This is a genomic window from Thiothrix nivea DSM 5205 (genome assembly GCF_000260135.1).
In the GTDB taxonomy this organism is placed as follows: Bacteria; Pseudomonadota; Gammaproteobacteria; order Thiotrichales; family Thiotrichaceae; genus Thiothrix; species Thiothrix nivea.
On the sequence record NZ_JH651384.1, the window covers coordinates 2,255,738 to 2,276,248 of the forward strand.

Annotated in this window: 17 protein-coding genes; 13 read left to right on the forward strand and 4 right to left on the reverse strand. The window is 55.5% G+C overall.

Annotation, left to right across the window (positions count from 1 at the left end; translation table 11 throughout):
* The first annotated feature begins 74 nt into the window (after positions 1-74).
* Both THINI_RS11325 and THINI_RS11330 read left to right on the forward strand, forming a co-directional pair.
* Positions 75-503, forward strand: a complete 429-nt coding sequence (locus THINI_RS11325; RefSeq protein ID WP_002708728.1) for an MAPEG family protein — start codon at positions 75-77, stop codon at positions 501-503.
* A 61-nt stretch (positions 504-564) separates the two neighbouring features.
* A complete protein-coding gene (locus THINI_RS11330; RefSeq protein ID WP_002708729.1) occupies positions 565-2,001 on the forward strand; it encodes an aminotransferase-like domain-containing protein in 1,437 nt (478 codons plus the stop codon).
* Between the two features lie 17 nt (positions 2,002-2,018).
* On the opposite strand, the gene THINI_RS11335 is transcribed toward THINI_RS11330, so the two are convergent.
* Both THINI_RS11335 and THINI_RS11340 read right to left on the reverse strand, forming a co-directional pair.
* Complete coding sequence (locus THINI_RS11335) at positions 2,019-5,564, reverse strand: YhaN family protein (protein WP_002708730.1); 3,546 nt, start codon at positions 5,562-5,564, stop codon at positions 2,019-2,021.
* Positions 5,561-6,826 (reverse strand): metallophosphoesterase family protein, encoded by a 1,266-nt coding sequence (locus tag THINI_RS11340; protein WP_002708731.1) that lies wholly within the window; start codon positions 6,824-6,826, stop codon positions 5,561-5,563. The genes THINI_RS11335 and THINI_RS11340 overlap by 4 nt, the downstream gene beginning before the upstream one ends.
* A gap of 293 nt (positions 6,827-7,119) precedes the next feature.
* On the opposite strand from THINI_RS11340, the gene THINI_RS11345 reads away from it, so the two are divergent.
* The 5 genes from THINI_RS11345 to THINI_RS11365 all read left to right on the forward strand — a co-directional run bounded on the left by THINI_RS11345 (position 7,120) and on the right by THINI_RS11365 (position 12,399).
* Positions 7,120-7,560, forward strand: coding sequence for an SDR family NAD(P)-dependent oxidoreductase (locus THINI_RS11345; RefSeq protein WP_281054674.1), 441 nt, complete (start codon positions 7,120-7,122; stop codon positions 7,558-7,560).
* A gap of 69 nt (positions 7,561-7,629) precedes the next feature.
* Positions 7,630-9,069 carry a TldD/PmbA family protein gene (locus tag THINI_RS11350; protein WP_002708732.1) on the forward strand — a complete coding sequence of 480 codons (1,440 nt, stop codon included), beginning with the start codon at positions 7,630-7,632 and terminating at the stop codon, positions 9,067-9,069.
* 1 nt (position 9,070) lies between these two features.
* On the forward strand, positions 9,071-10,387 hold the full coding sequence (locus tag THINI_RS11355) for a metallopeptidase TldD-related protein (RefSeq protein ID WP_002708733.1): 1,317 nt from the start codon (positions 9,071-9,073) through the stop codon (positions 10,385-10,387).
* A 186-nt stretch (positions 10,388-10,573) separates the two neighbouring features.
* The gene (locus THINI_RS11360; protein ID WP_002708734.1) at positions 10,574-11,047 is read left to right on the forward strand and encodes a hypothetical protein; all 474 of its coding nucleotides are present in this window, start codon (positions 10,574-10,576) and stop codon (positions 11,045-11,047) included.
* A gap of 8 nt (positions 11,048-11,055) precedes the next feature.
* Positions 11,056-12,399: a radical SAM/SPASM domain-containing protein gene (locus THINI_RS11365; RefSeq protein WP_002708735.1), complete on the forward strand. Its 1,344-nt coding sequence runs from the start codon at positions 11,056-11,058 to the stop codon at positions 12,397-12,399.
* Between the two features lie 11 nt (positions 12,400-12,410).
* On the opposite strand, the gene THINI_RS11370 is transcribed toward THINI_RS11365, so the two are convergent.
* Positions 12,411-13,040 carry a hypothetical protein gene (locus THINI_RS11370; protein ID WP_002708736.1) on the reverse strand — a complete coding sequence of 210 codons (630 nt, stop codon included), beginning with the start codon at positions 13,038-13,040 and terminating at the stop codon, positions 12,411-12,413.
* A gap of 131 nt (positions 13,041-13,171) precedes the next feature.
* On the opposite strand from THINI_RS11370, the gene THINI_RS11375 reads away from it, so the two are divergent.
* From THINI_RS11375 to THINI_RS11400, 6 genes are all read left to right on the forward strand, one after another.
* Entirely contained in the window at positions 13,172-13,777 is a 606-nt protein-coding gene (locus tag THINI_RS11375) for a TetR/AcrR family transcriptional regulator (RefSeq protein WP_002708737.1), read from the forward strand.
* A gap of 67 nt (positions 13,778-13,844) precedes the next feature.
* Complete coding sequence (locus THINI_RS11380; RefSeq protein WP_002708738.1) at positions 13,845-14,075, forward strand: sulfurtransferase TusA family protein; 231 nt, start codon at positions 13,845-13,847, stop codon at positions 14,073-14,075.
* An 11-nt stretch (positions 14,076-14,086) separates the two neighbouring features.
* Positions 14,087-14,698, forward strand: a complete 612-nt coding sequence (gene dsrE2, locus THINI_RS11385; RefSeq protein ID WP_002708739.1) for a sulfur carrier protein DsrE2 — start codon at positions 14,087-14,089, stop codon at positions 14,696-14,698.
* Positions 14,699-14,902: 204 nt separating this feature from the next.
* Positions 14,903-17,356, forward strand: a complete 2,454-nt coding sequence (locus tag THINI_RS11390; RefSeq protein WP_002708740.1) for a DNA topoisomerase I — start codon at positions 14,903-14,905, stop codon at positions 17,354-17,356.
* 8 nt (positions 17,357-17,364) lie between these two features.
* Positions 17,365-17,928 carry an L-threonylcarbamoyladenylate synthase type 1 TsaC gene (gene tsaC / locus THINI_RS11395; RefSeq protein ID WP_002708741.1) on the forward strand — a complete coding sequence of 188 codons (564 nt, stop codon included), beginning with the start codon at positions 17,365-17,367 and terminating at the stop codon, positions 17,926-17,928.
* The gene (locus tag THINI_RS11400) at positions 17,925-19,082 is read left to right on the forward strand and encodes a GNAT family N-acetyltransferase (RefSeq protein ID WP_245536615.1); all 1,158 of its coding nucleotides are present in this window, start codon (positions 17,925-17,927) and stop codon (positions 19,080-19,082) included. The genes tsaC and THINI_RS11400 overlap by 4 nt, the downstream gene beginning before the upstream one ends.
* Positions 19,083-19,151: 69 nt before the next feature.
* Here the strand turns inward: THINI_RS11400 and THINI_RS11405 are convergent, their stop codons facing one another.
* A complete protein-coding gene (locus THINI_RS11405; protein WP_040839398.1) occupies positions 19,152-20,411 on the reverse strand; it encodes an N-acetylmuramoyl-L-alanine amidase in 1,260 nt (419 codons plus the stop codon).
* Between the last annotated feature and the right edge of the window lie 100 nt (positions 20,412-20,511).

Genomic DNA, 20,511 nt, shown 5'->3' on the forward strand with positions numbered 1-20,511 from the left:
GGCGCACTCAGAATATGATCTTGAACATATTTTGTATCCTATTAGCATCAGGCGGAAAACCCAAGGAGAAACGCATGCCGCAAATACTCGTTCTATACCCTGCCTTCGCGATGGCCTTACTAACTTTTGTGGCCGCTGCGTGGTTGCTGCGTTGCCGGATCAAGGCCGTCAAAAGCGGTTTGGCACCACTCTATTTCAGGCTCAACCACGGCGCAAAACTGCCGGATTATGTGGTGCAGGCCACCCAGCATTACGACAACCTGTTTGAAATGCCGATGCTGTTTTATGTGGTCGTGCTACTGGCTTACGTGACGCAGCAAGCAGATTGGGCGTTGATGTGGCTGGGCTGGGGGTATGTCGGCACACGCCTTGCCCACACCCTCATTCACCTGGGTCAAAACAAGCTACGCCAGCGGATGCGGGTATTTTTGTTCAGTTATGCGTTGCTGGTGTTGATGTGGGTGTGGCTGTTTGTGTGCTTGGTGACAAGTAACCAAGCATAACGCTTGCCCACAATGCCATACAGATTTAGAGTGATCGCCAACATGATCAATCTGTACTGCCATGACCCTCTACCACGACATCGCCGCCAAAATCCGCGACCATATTGATGCTGGCGTCTACCCGCCCAGCTCGCGCCTGCCCGGCGTGCGCCGCCTTAGCCAGCAGTTCGGCGTCAGCGTTTCCACCGTGGTGCAGGCGCAATGGCAACTGGAAAACAGTGGCGTGCTCGAAGCCCGCCCCCGCTCCGGCTACTACGTCAGCCAGCGGAACTGGCCGCAGCCGGATACGCCCGCACCTTCCCAACCAGACACCAAACCTACCCCGGTCACCGGTCAGGAACTGGTATTGCAACTGGCGCAGGCTGCCAACCAACCCGGTTTCGTGCAACTCGGCGCAGCCGTGCCGGACGCTTCCTTCATGCCCATGCGCGCCTTCCAGCGCAGCATGACCAAAGTTGCGCGGCTGCACGGGATGCGCGCCGCCAACTACGCCTTCCCACCCGGCCTGCCGGAATTGCTGCAGCAGATCGCGCGGCGCATGTACCTTGCCGCCAGCCGCGTCACCGCCGGGCGCATCCTCATCACCAACGGCTGTCAGGAAGCGCTTGCCCTCGCCCTGCAAACCGTGGCACAACCCGGCGACATCATCGCCATCGAATCGCCCACCTTCTATGGCCTGCTGCAAGCCATCGAATCACTGGGCATGAAGGCGCTGGAAATCCCCACCGACCCGCAAACCGGCATCAGCCTGCCCGCCCTCGAACTCGCGCTGGAACAATGGCCGGTGCAAGCCTGCGTGCTGATCCCCAATTTCGGCAACCCGCTCGGCAGCCTGATGCCGGATGCGCACAAACAACAACTGGTGAAACTGGCCAAACGCCATCGCCTAATGCTGATCGAAGACGACATTTACGGTGACCTTGGCTTCAGCCACGAACGCCCGCGCAGCCTGCACAGCTTCGACGCGGAAGGCGTTAACGTGATCTATTGCTCCTCCTTTTCCAAGACCATCGCGCAAGGTCTGCGCATCGGCTGGATGGTGTTGCCGGAAACGTATTTCCCGCGTGCCGAATACCTCAAATACGTCACCAATCTCGCTGCACCCACCCTCCCGCAGCTGGCAATTGCTGATTTCCTCGCACACGGCAGTTACGAACGCCATCTTAGGCAAGTGCGGAACCGTTACGCGCAACAGGTCAGCCTGTTTACCCAGGCCATTAGCCAATATTTCCCGGCAGGCACGAAAGTCACCCAACCCAAAGGCGGCTTCGTGCTGTGGGTGGAACTGGCGGAAGGCGTCGACACCCTGCAACTCACCCAGCGGATGCTGAAGCAGAAAGCCAGCATCGCGCCGGGGCAAATATTTTCCGCCACGCAGAAATACCGCAACTGCATCCGCCTCAGTTGCGCCCAACCGTGGACGGAGGAGCTGGAGATAATGCTTAAGGAGCTGGGTGGTTGGTTACAACAAACCCAACAAGAGCCATGCAAACAGTAAAAAGGCCAAACCTCGCCTCACAATACGGCAATTTCAGTACGGTTCCCATACCCTAACTCATGGGTATAAATGCCCGCCCGAGCTGTAATGGTGGCCGCTAAATCAATCACCCGCCGATGATGGGTAAAAAGTAGCACCTGGGTTTTTTCCGCCACCTCAGCGAGAACTTCAAGGCTTGCCTTGGTACGGCGGTCATCAAAATTGATAAGAATATCATCCACCACAAAAGGTACCGGCTCACCATTGCGCAAGTGCTGTTCAAGCGTAGCCAGACGAAGTGACAGGTAAAGCTGGGTGCGAGTCCCATCACTCATCTTGTCGACCAATACTTCGGTATTATCTGGGCGCACGCCCAGCAATATCGGTTTGTCACCATCACCTAATTCGTCCCGCAAACCTGCATAAGACCCCAACGTTAGCCTAGCAAAGAGACTGCCCGCCCTGGCCAACACCGGAGCCTGGTTTTGTTTCCGATAGGCTTCAATTTGTTGGCCAAGAATCAGTGCTGCAATTTTTAAGCGCAGGTATTGCTCAGCCCCGGCAGCAATACTGGCAAGATGTTGTTCTGCCTCTTCAGCAGCATTAGCGGCGGCAGCGTTACCATCTTTGGCATCAATTCCGTTTTGCAGGGTTTGGCGTTGATCACGCCATTCATCACGTTGTTTCAATAACTCGCTCAAATCTATCGAAACCTGCTGTATCCCGCCTTCTACTGCATCAATATCAGAGCTATCAGCCTCTTGTTCCAATGCTTCAATCGTCAAGCCATCGCCGTTGCGGGTAAGCTCCTGTTCAAGCGCTTCCAGTTTTTGTTGTAACCCACGTTTTCTTCTGGATTCCTCTCCTGCCTTGACCAATGCGACATCATCTGCAACATTTGCCTGTTTCTTCAGGGCGGAGAGCTGTTCACTGGCGGTTGAAAAGCTAATGTCAGCATCCCGAAAAATAGCCTTTTCCGCCTTTTCTGCATCTTTTATTTTTTCCAGTTTAGCCCTTGCTTCGCGCGCTTCATTCAAGTTTTGGTGAAGCTGTTCAGCGATAATACTTGCACCTTGCCCATAGTGTCCAAACGTGATGCCATCAACGAAGGTAAATACTTTTTTATCAAATTCTTCCTTTACCTTATCAATGCCATAGATGCGCCGCCGTTTTTCCTCTGAGGCATCTAACTTGTCAAAAAACATCACTAATTGTTCCAAGGTTTCGACTGCGTATTCAGGGTGGGCATCAGGTTTCACGCCTAAACCCTCTATAGCCTGATTCCATTCCTGAACCCAGACAGCCAAGTCATCCTCAACCAGCTTAATGCTTTCTTTCGCCTTACTGATACGGCTTTCAGTATCCTGTAATGCCTGCCTTAGTTCCTTTTCCTGATTGAGCATCTGTTCTTCCTGGGCAAGCCGTTGCTCACACATTTCAAGCAAAGCCTCAAGCCCCATGCCCTGTAGCTCCGCTGCGGAAGTAAATGTGGCGATTTGGGTTGAGATAGCTTGTCGGTGGGCTTCATACTCTCTGGCGAGGTTTGTTGCACCCTCATTCATGGCATTGGCTGACTGGAAGCTGGATAATAAGCTTTCCAGCCGGGCGGCCCATTGTTTCATTTCACGGGGTGTCCCTGCCTCTATGCCCAATGGTGACCAGGTATTTTCCCATGCCTGTTGTGTGTGCTGCCGCAAGGTATTTGCCTGATCCAGCCTTGTCAGCAATTGGGCAAGGCGTGAATCCAGCATTTGCCCCTTGGCTTCAAGTTCTGCACGCTTGACTACCTGATCCGCTTCCAGGCGTAACCTGTCTGCCAGGTGGTCTGCATCGTCAACCTGCTGTTCATACAGTATGGGGATTTCCGCACCCGCCGCGTGCCAATCAGAATCAGCCCGGGTATCGCCATCAATATAGTGCTGTTTAATGCTATGCCACAGTTGATTCCGTGAAGCACGGGATTCTTGCAGTTGTGCCAAGGTAGGCGCATCGCTTTTCAGTAATAGCGCATCCAGATCATGCGCGGCTTGCGCTTTTTCTGCCTCCAGTTCCTTGTATTGGCGGGAATAATCCCGGATGTTTTCGGTGATTTCCTGAAGCTGCTTTTCAAAATGATCCAGCGTTTCAGGGACAGGCATCGCTGTGTGCAACAGTGTTTCAACCGTCCCGGTAAAGCGCCCCAGCCGGTGGAACGCATTGTCGGCAGTGGCCTTGCTGTCAGCAGCCCGCTGGCGTGCTTCCGATAACCTGCCCTCAATATCCCCTGATTTGCGCGTGGTCGCCACGGCTGTTTTCAACGCCCCAACCTCCAGGGTGGGGCGCGGATGTTGCCCAGCCAATTGCACAAGGTTAGCCTGCTTATCATCTTCCGCATTCTGACGGTTCCGGTTGGCCGTTTCCATTCGCTGGATTAGCAGCCCATGTTTTTTGGCCAAATCCGCCACCCAATTCTTTTTCTTGAGGAGGGGGCGTAAAAGATTATCGGCGTCATCAATGCCAATGTCGGAGCGTACCGCTTTGAGCAAATTGCTTGCCTCGTTACGCAATAAACGGCGCTGCCCATCCTGGCCTGGCCTGTCCTGAATGGCGGTTTCGACCGCCCCCAGATTTTTGTAGATGTCCAGTATCTCCGCCTCCCTGGCAAGCAATTCGTCACGCACATCCAAAGAGCGGATTTCCTCCTGCAACACCGTTAGTTTGGCGGCTGCTTTTTCCCGGGTTTCACGGGCCACCTGCAATCTGTTGTTAACCGTTTTGCATTGCTCCTCAAAATTTTCAGGCAGCAGCAAGACATTCTCAGCGTCCTTTAACTGGTTGAGGGTAGCGCGGCGTTCGGCCAATGTACCCTTGACACGGTTCAAGCGCTCCAGACGGCTTTTTTCCTTGTTTTTGGCGTGGATCTGTTCCTCAACTTGCCGGATATGCCCCAGCGTATCTGCAAGTTCGGTTTTCAGGTAGTTCCATTCCGTCACCGGCAAACTGAATTCTTTCACTCGCTTTTTGGCATCCCGGAAATCAGCAACAGCCTGATTGACCCGTTTGGTCGAAGCACGCGACTTGAAGAGTTCATCCGCTTCAGCCTGTAAACCAGCCAGTACGGCACGGGGGCTACCAATACCAAGGGCGGCGCTAAACAAAGCTTGACCCACGTCTCCCGACTGGTTGAGCAGCTCCTTACCCCCTTCCTCCAGTCTGGCATGATCAATCCCATACATTGTCTTGAATAAGGTTTCATCCAGACCTTCCGGCAAAAACGGCAACAAAATGTCATCTGCCAAGGTGTCATTACCGTCGATGCCCAGAAGCGTGCCTTTGGAACCTTTTCGCCTTATGAACTCAAGCATCCCACCATTTGATAAGCTGAGCTTCCCACCAATACGGAGTTGGGTGTGCGTATGCAGGTAATTATCCGTCGTGCGGGCAGGAATCCCGAATAGCCAGGCAATAATGGCACGCAGTGATGTGCTCTTACCCGCTTCGTTGTCGCCATAAATCAGATGCAGCCCCGCCGCACCGGCGGACAAATCCAGGCAGGTATCCGTAAATGCCCCGTAAGCCATTAAATCAAGACGCTCAATCCTCATTGTATTCCCCCCACCGTCAACAACCTGCCAATCAACATATGTTTGGCTTCGTTGATCAAGCGTCCGGTAACTTGTCCGTTATTCATATCCAGGGGCGTTTCAAGCTCCAATACTTCGCTGGGGAGTTTTTGTCTCAGTTCCGTGATAATATCCTGAAGACCTTCAATTTCATCAGGGTGATCGGGTATTGCCAATATAGTACCGAGCAAGTCTTTCAATACCCCGTCATCAGCCAAGGCAGTAGCCATATCCAGTTTTCCAGTGACGGCATTCTCAACCCGCTCTATCCATACATCATCGCCAGCCAGTTCGGCCCCCAATGCCTTGATTTGCTGTTCCAGTTGTTCCGGGTAAGCAGATAATCTATCGGCCAAATGACTTGCCCCCTCCAGGCGGATGCGCATGGCGACGATACGCCCTTCTGCTGAAGCCAATTCGTCGGCAATAGCACTGCGGATGCACGCCATAATAGCGGGCATATCGGCCATATCATGCAAGCCAATGCGGCAATTTGCCCAGCGCACCACATCCAGCGGGACAGTTTCCACCTCACTGATGCTGCCATCTTCAACCGTTACCAACACACAGCCTTTTGCGCCCGTCTCACGGCTATGACGCCCTTGAATACAACCGGGAAAGACAATCCACGGGTCGCGTAATACGAATTCCTGCTGATGGACATGACCCAATGCCCAATAATGGTAGCCTTTTACACAAAGGTCATCGACGCTGCAAGGTGCATAAGGGGCGTGCCCTTCACGCCCATCCAAGCTGGTGTGGAGCAAACCAATATTGAACAGACCTTTTTCAGCGTCAGGAAAGCCACTCGCCAGATTGTCATGAATATGTTGCGTACCAAAACTACGCCCATGAATGGCGAGTTCCAAATCATCCAGCTTAACGGTTTCTGCTCGACGGGATGACAGGATCTGCATGTTGGCCGGACTATCCAGCGCTTTGGTCATCCGGTTGGCCGCGTCATGGTTGCCAGCCACAGCAAACACCTTGATATTGTGTTTGCCAAGCCGCCCAACCTGATGGCTGAGGAATATTCCCGTGCTGTAATCCTTCCAATCGCCATCGTAAATATCACCTGCCAATAAAACAAAAGAGACTTTTTCTTCGATAGCCCGGTCGACAAGATTCTCAAATGCTTTTCGGCAAGCACCACGAATAGCCTCTACCGGGGCTGACTCATGCCGGGATAAGCCTCGTAACGGGCTGTCCAGGTGAATATCGGCTGCATGTATGAATTTAAACATTTGACTATCACCTCTGCTGCATTCGAATCAATGGATTTACGTGTCTAGTCCCGATAGGTCATAAACTTTCTTTGCAAACAATTTACACTGCTTCTCGTCTGGAGACTATCCATGCTCCGCCTCAGCGCGCTTCTGCACCCAAGAAGGAGTTCCACAATGACCGATCTGACCGTGTGGGATACGCTGGCAATACTGGAATATCTCTCGGAAAACCACCTACACGGCAAAGGCTGGCCCGCTGATGCCAAAGCCCGCGCCATTGCCCGCCCGGCAACCTGTCTTCCGCCAACACGTTGGAAACCGCCTGGCGGGAAATGGAAACCAACTTCTTCGGCCCCATGCGACTCACCTTGGCGCTGTTGCCGCTATTACGGCAGTCCAAGCAGGCCGCCATCTTCAACGTCTCCTCCATCGCCGGGATCAGTCATTTCCCTTCCGTGGCGCCGTATTCGATCAGCAAGGCGGCGCTGCACTCATACACCCAGGGCTTGCGGGCGGAACTGGCGGGATCAGACATACAGGTCGTCGGCGTCTACCCCGGCCCGGTGGATACCCGCATGACGGCAGGTTGGGAAACAGCCAAGGCCAGCCCCGCCCAGATAGCCGCCAATACATTGGAAGCCTTCAGTAAGGGAGAAACCTACGTTTTGCCTGATGACTTTTCCGCACAGATGTATACGCTGTTCCGGCAAGACCCGCACGAACTTGAAAAGGCATTTGCCAGGATGTTGTAAACAGCATCAATCAGAATAAACATGACATTCATGCTATGCTGTTTCCCTGAAACTACAGGCATTTAAGTCATGATGAACTTTCAAACCATCATCAACACCTTCAAACAAATCGCACCCAAGGTAGATTTCTGGTCGTTACGTCTGGTGCTGGAGCAATCTGAATACCTCAGTGTGCGGGAAAATATCGTGCAACCACCGCACATTGGCCAGGAACTTGGTGCTCACATCACCTTGATCGACGGCGACGGGTCTGCCTATGCCGCCACCAGTGACTTGAGCCGTAATGGCTTCGCCCGCGCTTTGGAACGCGCCCTGCTCTGGGCGCGGCTCAGCGCAAAGCACGGCATTCTGCCAGCCGCCACTATTCCAAGGCCGCAGCAATCCGGCCACTACCAGTCCCCAGTGGCGCAACCCTGGCAATCCACCCACATCGGCGACAAGATTGCCTTGTTGCAGGACGTTAACCGCGCCCTGAATATTGATGAGCGCATTGTTGACTGGCAGGCGTCATTAGGCCACCGCGACATCCAGTCCCTGCTGATAACTAGCGATGGCATAGAGATCAGGCAGGAATTCCATCATGTCATGTCGGGCTTCGAGGCTGTCGCGAACAAAGGCAACCAAACCCAATACCGCACCGGTGGCGGGTCGGGGACGGCCCGTCAGGGTGGGCTGGAGCAACTGGCGGCGCAACACTTTCCGGAGGGCGCGCAGCAGGTGGCGGAAGAGGCTATTGCCCTGCTCGATGCGCCGGACTGCCCAAGCACCACCGCCTCCCTGTTGCTGCTGCCCAGCCAGATGATGTTGCAAATCCATGAGAGCATCGGCCATCCGCTGGAGCTAGACCGGATTCTGGGTGATGAGCGCAATTATGCGGGAACCAGTTTTGTCCGCCCGGACATGTGTGGTCATTACCAATACGGTTCGGCGCTGCTGAACATCACATTCGACCCCAGCTTACCGACGGAACTGGCCAGCTATGGCTTTGATGACGAAGGCACGCCGACAGAGCGGACATACCTGATCCGCAACGGCATTCTGGAACGCTTACTGGGTGGCGCATTATCCCAAACGCGCAGTGAGCTGCCGGGTGTCGCCAACGCCCGCGCCAGCAGCTGGAACCGGCCACCCATCGACCGCATGGCCAACCTGAATCTGGAGCCGGGCAAGCAAACACTGGATGAGCTGGTCAGCTCCATCGAACATGGCGTGCTGATGGACGCCAACCGTTCCTGGTCGATTGATGACAGCCGTAACAAATTCCAGTTTGGCTGTGAACTGGGGCGCATCATCGAGGATGGTGAAATCAAGGGGCTGGTAAAAAACCCGAACTACCGGGGCATTTCCGCAAATTTCTGGCGCAACCTCGCCGCTGTTGGCAACGCATCCACGTTTGAAGTATGGGGCACACCCAACTGCGGCAAAGGCGAACCCAATCAATTAATCCATGTGGGACATGCCTCCCCGGCGTGCGTCTTTAACAACGTCGAAATCTTCGGGGGCGACTGAGATGCAGAACTACTTCCGCGAGCTGAGTGAAAAAATCTTTGCCCTGTTAAAACCTCATGAAGCGCTCCTGCTGAATTTTGCGGGCGAACAGTCGGATTTTGTTCGCTTGAATAAAAATCGCATACGTCAGGCCGGTCATGTTGCCCAGCAAACCCTGGCCATGACGCTGATTGCCGATCAGCGCCAGAACGGGGCTTCGTTTGATCTGGCGGTTGCTCTTGAAACCGATGTTGCATTCGCCGGGGCAATGCTTGTGCAATTGCGTCAGCAACTGCCTTTCCTGCCAGAAGACCCTTACCTGAATTATGCCACTGCCATACACAACACCCATGACGTGGCGGAAAATCGCTTGCCGGTGGCAGATGCGGCGCTTGAAGAGGTGATGGCGGCAGCCAAAGGGTTGGATTTGGTGGGTCTGTGGGCCAGTGGTGAAGTCTCGCGTGGCTTTGCCAATTCCCTGGGGCAGTTCAACTGGCATGTGAATTACAATTTCAATGTTGACTGGAGCATCTATTCCCAAGAAGACAAGGCCATCAAGCAAAACCATGCGGGCTTTCAGTGGGATGCGGAGCATGTGCGCAAAGAACTCGACTATGCCCGCCAAACCCTACCGTTACTGGCAAAACCGCCACGTAGCATCCGCCCCGGAAATTATCGCGTTTTTATCACGCCAAGTGCGATGCAGGAACTGACCAATTTGCTCAGTTGGGGTGGTTTTAGCCTGAAGTCGCATCGTACTGCCCAGACGCCATTACTGAAAATGATTGAAGCGGGCATGACTTTAAACCCCAAAGTAAGCCTTATCGAAAATCATCGCGCTGGCCTGACCCCACGCTTTACGGATGCGGGTTTTATCAAGCCTGATCAGGTCACCTTGATTGAGCATGGCGTTTATAAGCAATGTTTGGCGGATTCGCGTAGTGCCAAGGAATATGGTTTGCCCGTTAATTGCGACAGCGAGGCTCCTCAGTCATTGCATATTTCAGGGGGGGGTTTGCAGCGGGATAATATCCTGCCCGAGCTGGGCACGGGGATTTTTATCAGCAATCTCTGGTATTGCAATTACTCTGACCGCAATCACTGCCGTATGACCGGCATGACCCGCTTTGCGTCGTTATGGGTAGAATCCGGCGTACCGGTAGCGCCGCTGAGCGTGATGCGCTTTGATGAGAGCCTCTACCATATTTTTGGCGATAAACTGATGGCACTGACGGCAGAACCTGAAGCCCTATTCGATGCCAGCAGCTACGGTGGCCGCTCACAGGCAAGCTCCCGTTTACCGGGAGCCTTGGTGGATGATTTCCGCTTGACGTTGTAAAAGGAAAGCAGGTGGCATCTACCACCCACGCCAAGTAAATTCAATGTGCACCCTCATTGTAATGGTGTGGTGAGACTTCGCCGGTTGAACAATTCCTACCGTTTATCCTGCCATTCCGGGATGCGTAAAAAGAATTTTCATATATTCAGCGGGTTATTCATCGTCAGACAAAGGAGTGTTACCACCATGAATATCAATGGTTCCAACAGCTCCCTGTTCCCGCGCCAGCCACAGGGAGACCAAAGCAGCGCAGTGCGCCGCGCCAATAATCAAATCAGGCAGTCTTGTGGTGGTTCCCGTAATGCCGGAGGCACAGCTTCTGGGGGAGGCTCAGACAATCTGTTCACATCCATACAGAACCTGATCGCAAAGCTGCTGGAGAAACTGGGAGGCAAGACTTCGCCTCCACCTGATGAAGGTGTCAGAGGCGTCTATGGCGCACCCATCGGGGAAATCACCCCGCCGGAAGATGAAGGTGCACGGGGCGTTTATGGTGGAGCTGTCGCACCTCCTCCCGAGGATGAAGGAGCCAGAGGCGTCTATGGCGGCGCTATCGGCTATCCTCCCGAAGATAACGCTCCGCCGGATGGCGATGTCAGGGCGATCTATGGTGCACCTGTTGCTGTTCCAGCAGAAAACGTCACGACTTCAGGGAACTGACCCCACCCATGAGCACCCAACTCCGGCAACGCCGCACTTACGCCGTCTGGGAAATCACCCTGAAATGCAACCTTGCCTGCCAACACTGTGGCTCACGGGCGGGGGAAGCACGGCAGGATGAGCTAAGCACGGCGGAAGCGCTGGATCTGGTGCAGCAAATGGCCGAGGCAGGCATTGGCGAAGTCACCCTGATTGGTGGCGAGGCTTTCCTGCGCAAAGACTGGCTGGAGATTGCTGCCGAAATCAACCGCTGCGGCATGATCTGCACACTGACCACAGGCGGCTATGGCATATCTGCGGAACTGGCCCGGCGGATCAAACAAGCCGGGCTGGCTTCCGTATCGGTTTCCATTGACGGTATGGAAGCCTCGCATGACGCCCAGCGGGGCAAAGCCGGTTCGTGGAAGTTCGCCTTCGAGTCCTTGCAGCATTTACGTCATGCTGGCGTGCCTATCACAGCCAACAGCCAGGCCAACCGCCTTTCCGCCCCCGAGTTCCCGCTGTTTTATGAAAAGCTGGTGGAAGTCGGCGTTGGCGGGTGGCAAATTGCCATGACCGTGCCGATGGGCAATGCAGCAGACAATTCTTGGCTGCTGTTGCAACCTGCCGAACTGCTGGTGTTGCACCCCATGTTGGCCTATCTGGCCAGGCGTGGCCGCCGTGAAGGCTTGATCATGCAACCAGGTAACAATGTGGGGTATTACGGCCCTTATGAGAAATTGTTGCGCAGTTACGGCAGCGACAATGACTGGGCTTTCTGGCGTGGCTGCAAAGCCGGGCTGGCGCTGATCGGCATCGAGGCGGATGGCACCATCAAGGGCTGCCCGTCCCTGCCGACCAATGCCTATGCCGGGGGCAATATCCGTCGGCATAGCCTGCGCGACATCGTGCTGAACGCTGAGAAAATGCAGATCAACATGTCTACCGGAACCGAACAGGGAACCGACCATATGTGGGGCTTTTGCAAAAGCTGCGAGTACGCGGAACTGTGTCGGGGCGGCTGTAGCTGGACTTCGCACGTATTTTTTGACAAGCGTGGCAATAACCCTTACTGCCATTACCGCTCACTGGTACACGCGGCGCATGGGATACGTGAAGACCTACGCATCAAGCGCAACGCCTTTGGCCTGCCCTTCGACAACGGCGAATTTGAGATCAGCGAGAAAGCACTTGGCGCTGCCTGGTCTGGCAATGAGGAGCAAAGGCTAACCCCAGACCGTATCCAATGGCCGGAGCAGTGGCTGCAAGAAGACTCCGAACTTAAAGGGTTCATTCAGAACGAGATTGACCACAATATTGGCAACATGCGCAACTATCTTGGCCTGACGCGGAAACACAAACTTGCAGTCTGATTTGGTGACGACTAAATCGTCCACGACCCATGCGCCAGCCCAACCAGCGTCCACTGGTTGCCACCGCCCACATCTTTCAGGATCACCATCAGGCTAGTCCAGTCCAGGCCACCGAAAGCAGGGTCAGTTCCCGGCTGATGATATTCCACGATCCGGTACTGCGGCATCGGGAAACTCGCCAGCAGATTGTTGATCAGGTTACCTTGCGACTGGAAATCGCCATTGCTGTTGATCAACGTGACGGTTGCGTTGTTATGGTAAGGGAAATCCGCCACATACTTGCTGAAATAGTTGCGAGTACTCAGGCTGATCGGGTCGCCGGAGCCGTCCTGCGTTCCCCATACCCGTGGCGGCGGGTTCTGTGGGATGAAATCACTTTCAAACCCATCAGCCGTCAGGGTGACATCGCTGGGTTCCATCCGGTAATAGGGCATGAAACGCACACCCGCCGGATCAAACAGGCTGGTAAACGGCTGCAAGCCACCGCCGCCATTCTGCAAACCATCAATAGCCTGCACCACCGTATTCGCCACCTGCAACGGCGTGCCGGTCATGGTCTGAGGGGAAGGGTTAACCGGCCCGGTTTCGACACAAGCCCCCAAAAAGCTGGTCAGGAATAACAGAAAGATTGCCCGCAGCATAATCGCCTCCTCGCACTGGCATGGATGATGGCCGTTCTCATTCACCAGTATAGGCCACTATTCCATACCACTTTGGCAAGTGGGGAAATAAGGCACTTGCCATTGACCGACCGGTCAATTAGTATTGGCTTATGAACCAAACCAGCAACACACGTGACCGATTGCTCAAAAGCGCCCGCGACCTGTTTTACGCGCGCAGTTACGGCCATGTCGGCGTCAAGGAAATCTGCGATACGGCAGGGGTGCAGAAAGGCAGCTTTTACCATTTCTTCCCCTCCAAGCAGGAACTGACGCTGGCCTTGTTGGAAGAATATTTCACCGAGCTGAAAGACAATATTTTTGCCCGTTCCTTCCTGCCGCAACTGCCCCCCATGCAGCGGCTCAGCCTGTGGGTAGAAAATATTTACGAATTCCAGAAAATGACGCGGGAACAAACCGGTAAAACACTCGGCTGCCCCTACGGCAACATTGCCTCGGAACTCAGCACGCTGGACGAACCCATCCGCAAGGGTATCGTGGACATGTTCGCCCGGGTGGAAACCGAACTCCGCGCCACGCTGGAAGAAGCCGTGCGTAACGGCGACATCCCGCCCTGCGACACTGCCACTACCGCCAGCGCCATGTTTGCCTACATCGAAGGTTTGATGTTGATGGCAAAGACCAATAATGACCCTCAAATCGTGCGCCAGCTGGGCAGCGCCATGCTGGGCATCCGTATCGGGGAAACACCGCCGTAAAAAATTTTGGCTGCAAACTTGACCGACCGGTCATATAACCCAACCCTCACAAACAGGAGAGAAGACGATGAGCACAGCAACCCAAACCCTCGACGCCCGCGGCCTCAACTGCCCGCTACCGATCCTGCGCACCAAGAAGGCACTGAATAGCCTGCAAACCGGCGACACATTGCAAATCCAGGCCAGCGACCCCGGTTCCGTCAAAGACATGCAGGCATTCTGCCAACAGACCGGCAACGAACTGGTGTCGTCCAACGACAGCAACGGCGAGTTTTCTTTCCTGATCCGCAAAGCGTAAGGAGGCAATCCATGACCGCAGCCGCACAAACCACACCCGCCAGCCTCGACAAGAGCGTATTCGAGCAATGGTTCGACGAACGTTTCGAGCACAAAATGGCGGAACGCGAAGCCAACCATACCCCCTCCATGACCATCATCGCCACCAAGGGCACGCTGGACATGGCCTACCCACCCTTCATCCTCGCCTCCACCGCTGCCGCTCTGGGTTGGGATGTCTCGGTGTTTTTCACTTTCTACGGCCTGGAATTGCTGAAAAAGGAACTGGATCTGAAAATCAGCCCACTCGGCAACCCCGCTATGCCGATGAAAATGCCGATAGGGCCGGAATGGCTACGCAAGGCCAATATCCCGGTTCCTAACCTGCTGATGGCGGGCATCCCCGGCTTTGAAAACGCCGCCACTGGCCTGATGAAACAGACCATGAGCCAAAAAGGCGTGGCCTCCATCGAGGAACTGCGCGAACTGTCGGTGGAAGCCGATGTAAAATTGGTCGCTTGCCAAATGACAGTTGAGCTGTTCGGCTATGAAAAGGATGATTTCATCCCCGAAATCAGCGGCTGGATTGGCGCTGCCAGCTTCCTGCCACAAGCGCAAAAAGCGGATGTGAGCCTGTTTATCTGAATGTTTCCACCCTCTGTTTTTTGTAGGGGTGCACCCCTGTGTGCGCCCTGATTTGGGCAGACACAGAGGTCTGCCCCTACAAAAAGCACCGCCCTTTTTTACGCTTTTGCCACGACAAACCTTTACTTTCCCCCCAATTACCAGCATAAAATGCGCCCTTGTGACCAATCGAAATACAGGCGGTTCCCGCTTGAAGCATAAGAAATGAGCGAAAATCTGGTAATTGTAGAGTCTCCGGCAAAGGGAAAAACCATCCAGAAGTACCTGGGTAACGGTTTTGAAGTGCTGGCATCTTATGGGCATGTACGCGACCTAATCCCGAAGGAAGGCGCTGTCGACCCCGACAACGGCTACGCGATGCGTTATGAAATCATCGACCGCAACCAGCGTCATGTCGACGCCATTGCCCGCGCGCTGAAAAAAGCCGACAACCTTTATCTGGCAACTGACCCGGACAGGGAAGGCGAAGCCATTTCCTGGCACTTATACGAATTGCTGAAAGAACGTGGCGCGTTGGAAGGCAAGAATGTGCAGCGTGTAGTGTTCCACGAAATCACCAAACGCGCCATCCAGGACGCCATCCAGCACCCACGCGACCTCGCCCACGAACTGGTGGATGCGCAGCAAGCCCGCCGCGCGCTTGATTACCTGGTCGGCTTCAACCTTTCCCCGCTACTGTGGCGCAAGATCAAGCCCAGCCTGTCCGCCGGGCGCGTGCAAAGCCCCGCCCTGCGCCTGATCGTGGAGCGCGAGGAGGAAATCGAACGCTTCGTTGCCCAGGAATACTGGACGATGACGGCGCAAAACGAAAAGGATGCGCAAGCCTTTTCCGCCCGTCTGCACACCCTGGACGGCAACAAACTCGACCAGTTCGACATTAATAATGAAGCGCAAGCCACCGCCGTGCGCGGGCGTCTGCTGAAAGCCTCCAACGGCAAACTGCTGGTCAGCAAGGTGGAAAAGAAACAGCGCAAGCGTTACCCCGCGCCGCCGTTCACCACTTCCACCCTGCAACAGGAAGCGGTGCGCAAACTGCGCTTTTCCACCCAGCGCGCCATGCGGGTCGCCCAACAACTGTACGAAGGTATCGACCTCGGCAGCGGTGGCCCGGTCGGCCTGATCACCTACATGCGTACCGACTCGGTCACGCTGGCCAACGAAGCCATTGCCGAACTGCGCGACCTGATCGGCCAACGCTACGGCCAGGACAAAGTGCCGGAAACACCCAATTTCTACAAAACCAAATCCAAGAATGCACAGGAAGCCCACGAAGCGGTACGCCCGACTTCCGCCCTGCGCACCCCGGAGCAAGTCAAGCAATACCTGAACGAAGAACAGTTCAAACTGTATGAGCTGATCTGGAAACGCACCGTCGCCTGCCAGATGATTTTCGCCACAATGGATACGGTGTCGGCAGATCTGAGCGCCGAAGCTGGCAGTTTCTTCCGCGCCTCCGGCTCCACCATCCGCGACCCCGGTTTCCTGCTGGTGTACGAAGAAGGGCTGGATGACCGCGCCAGCGAAAAGGAAAGCCCGCTGCCGCCACTGACCGAAGGCGAAACCGTCACCCTGCACGACATCAACGCCGAACAGCATTTCACCGAGCCGCCGCCACGCTACTCGGAGGCATCGCTGGTCAAGGCGCTGGAAGAATTCGGCATTGGCCGCCCCTCCACCTACGCCAGCATCATTTCCACCCTGTTGTCGCGCGAATACGTGGAACTGGACAGCCGCCGCTTCACTCCCACCGACATCGGGCGCATCGTCAACCGCTTCCTGACCGAGCACTTCACCCAGTACGTCGATTACGATTTCACCGCCAATCTGGAAGACCAGCTGGACGCGATTTCACGCGGCGAAAAGGCATGGGTACCAGTGATGGACGATTTCTGGCAACCGTTCCACAAGCTGGTCGACGAAAAGATGGAAAGCGTCAACCGCAGCGACGTGCTCCAGTCACGCGAACTGGGTATCGACCCGAAAAGCGGCAGGCCAGTTTCCGTGCGTCTGGGCCGCTACGGGCCAATGGTGCAAATTGGCACGCGCGATGATGAGGAAAAGCCCGAATTCGCCAGCCTGCGCCCCGGCATGAAACTCGACACCGTGACGCTGGAAGAAGCGCTGGAACTGTTCAAGCTGCCGCGCCATCTGGGCGAAACCGAAGACGGCAAGGCCATCAGCACCAACGTCGGGCGTTTTGGCCCCTACGTCAAATTCGGCGATCAGTTTGCCTCGCTGAAAAAGGAAGACGACCCGCACACCATCACCCTGGAACGGGCGCTGGAACTGATTGCTGAGAAAAAGCAGAAAGACCTGGAAAAGATCATCCGCGAATTCGACAACGGCATCCAGATCCTCAAAGGCCGCTGGGGGCCATACCTGCAACAGGTGGTCAAGCGCAGCAAGGTGCAGGCGCGCCTGCCCAAGGATTGCGACACAGACAAGATCACGCTGGAAGAATGCCTGACGCTGCTGACTGCCGCCGCTGAAGCCAAAAGCAGCAAAAAGGCGGCGAAAAAGGCCGATGCCGCCAAAGCTGACGGGGAGCCAGCCGACAAGCCTGCCAAGGAAGCCAAGCCCAAAGCTACGCCGAAAAAGGCTGCAGCCAAGAAACCGGCGGCCAAGAAAACAACCGGCAGCAAGAAATCGACGAGTTAGAGGTTACGTTGGCTAAGGTAGCAGAAGGCATCCCCTCCGCCATCCACGCCGTCCAATCTGGCGGCGTCATCGCCTACCCCACCGAAGCCGTCTACGGCCTCGGCTGCAACCCTGCCGACCTTACTGCGGTGCAACGCATCCTCGCCCTCAAACAACGCCCCGCCGACAAGGGGCTGATCCTGATCGCCGCCGACCTTGCCCAACTGGAGCCGTACCTGCTGCCGTTGGGCAACGCTTTGCTGGAACGCATCCTGCCCACCTGGCCCGGCCCTGTCACCTGGCTGCTGCCGGTGCGCCCGGAGGTTTCCCCGCTGATCCGCGGCAACCACGACACGCTAGCCGTGCGCGTCACCGCCCACCCAGTCTGCCGGAAACTGTGCCAGCAACTCGGCCACCCACTCATATCTACCAGCGCCAACCTCAGCGACCAGCCACCTGCCCGCAGTGCGCAGGAAGTCCGCCAGCAATTCGGCATGCAACTGGATGACATCCTCGATGCCCCGCTCGGCGAACAGGCGCAACCGACCGAAATACGCCACGGCCTGACTGGGGAAATTGTCCGGCCAGCGTGAAGCGCCTACTATCCGCCTTCATGCAGATACAAATCCTCAACAATCTCGACGCCATTCCCGCTACCCAGTGGAACGCACTGGTACAGGACGACAATCCATTCCTGCGCCACGAATTTTTGGCAGCGCTGGAACATCATGGTTGTGTCGGTGAGGCATTCGGTTGGCTGCCGCACCACATCGCCGTTTACGAGCAAGGCTCATTGGTTGCCGCCATGCCACTGTACGAAAAGTACAATAATTACGGCGAATTCGTGTTCGACCATGCCTGGGCGGAAGCCTACAAACAACATGGGATGCGTTATTACCCCAAGCTGCTGTCAGCCATCCCCTATTCGCCGGTCAGCGGGCAGCGTGTACTGACACAAGCCGGGCGTGAGGAAGAGCTGTTTCCCCTACTGCTTTCTGCCGCCATGCAACTGGCCGAAGCCATGCAAGCCAGCAGTTTCCATTGCCTGTTTCCGCCTGCTTCACAGCTGGACTGGCTGGCGCAGCAAGGGTTGACCATCCGCCACGACTGCCAGTTTCATTGGCACAATCAGGGCTACCAGACATTTGACGACTTTCTGGCAGCACTGCAACCCAAAAAGCGCAAGAATATCCGTCAGGAACGCCGCAAGGTGGTGGATGCAGGCATTACCCTGCGGCAATTGGATGGCAACACCGCCACCGACGCCGACTGGGAACGTTTCGCCTTTTTCTACCAGCTCACATTCGAGAACAAATGGGGCATCCCCACCATGAACTACGGTTTTTTCCGTGAAATGGCGCGGGCGCTAGGGGAGCAGGTGCTGCTGGTGATGGCGGATAACCGCGAGGGCGAATGCATCGCCGGTTCGCTGATGTTCCGTAGCCGCACCCGTCTGTACGGGCGGCATTGGGGATGCACGGAATATTTCGACAGCCTGCATTTCGAGGCGTGTTATTACCAGGGCATCGAGTACTGCATCCGCCACAGTTTGCAGGTGTTTGAGCCGGGCGCGCAGGGGGAACACAAGATACCGCGTGGCTTCCTCCCTACCCTGACCCGTTCGGCGCACTGGTTACGCGAGGACAAATTCCGGCAAGCCATTGAGCGCCATGCGGCGTATGAAAAGAATTCGGTGGCAGATTACATGCGTTCGGTGAATAAACATTCGCCTTACCGCCCGGAATAAAGAAGCCGGGGACTTACCCCGGCAACAGAGAGATCCAACACTCTGGCAAAAATCGGTAAACCTGTGTAATCAGGTATTCATGCGGCCTTCGTCGGCGTAGGCAAGCTGGTAGCGCTTGACGCCCTGGAACATGGCGGAAGCCAGTTTTTGCTGGTAATCAGCGGTGCGCAGGCGCTTTTCTTCGGTCGGGTTGCTGATGAAAGCCGTTTCCACCAGCATGGAAGGAATGTCCGGCGAACGCAACACCACGAAACGGGCGCTTTCCACCCGGCGGCGCAACGGATTGTTGACCTTGGTCAGCTCACCCAACACGCCTTTGGCCAGGTTCAGGCTACGATCCATCATCGCGTTCTGGCTCAGATCCAGCAGGATGGAAGCGACTTTGCTGCTGGTATTGCTCAGGCTGCGGTTGCCAAATCTTACTTCGTAAGAGTTTTCGCTTTCCGCCAGCAGACGCGCTGCTTCGCTGGATGCGCCATTTTCCGACAGGATATAGACGGAGGAGCCGCTCACCCGCGAACTGGGGTTGGCGTCAGCATGGACGGAAATGAACAGGTCGGCTTTGTGTTTATGAGCCAGATCCATACGGTCGCGCAGTGGGATGAACTTGTCGCTGTCGCGGGTCAGGATGGCTTGCATGCCCTTTTCCTTGTCGATGCGACTTTTCAGCTTGCGCGCGACCTGCAACACCACGTCTTTTTCGCGGGTTCCACTAGGGCCGATTGCACCAGGGTCTTTGCCGCCATGGCCTGGGTCAATAACGACAATAAATTTGCCACGGGATGGTTCGGAAGTCACCGGTTTCTCGGAGCCGCTGGATGACTTGGTTGGGCTTTGCTTGCCCGCAGGCTTTTTCCTTGGTTCCGGCTTGTTAGCACTGCCGGTGCTGCCTTTGCCGGTAGGCTTCATGGTGACACTGAGGGTGTTACCACTGCCTGACGCCTTCATGGAACCCTTGGCAGAAACCTGTTCTTGCATATCCAGCACCACCCGCAGGCGGCCATCTTCACGCGCGGCATAGCGGATGCCCTTGAGTGGAGCGCGGTCATGCGCGCCCTGTTTGAGCTTACCTGCCATGCTGGTGTTGATCAGGTCAATGACCACACGGTCAGGTGCATCCAGGGTAAATACCTTGAAATCCACCGGCTCATCCAGTTGCAGGGAAAAGGTCAGGTTGTCTGTCCCACCGCTCAGGTTTGCGCCGGTCAGGCGACCCGCTCGGGCGTTGGCAGCAAACGCGCCTTGCGCAGTCACTCCACTGGCAATCGCCCCCGCCAACGCGCCCAGTTTCATGATGAAAGCTCTTCGCGTCAGATTTTTTGTGTTCATGGCCAAACTCTCAGGCAATACTCACCGTCAGCAAGGAACCCGCCTTTACTGGACAGTTTTTGAAAACGGATAAATTAACGCTCTTTCCTAATAGTATTAG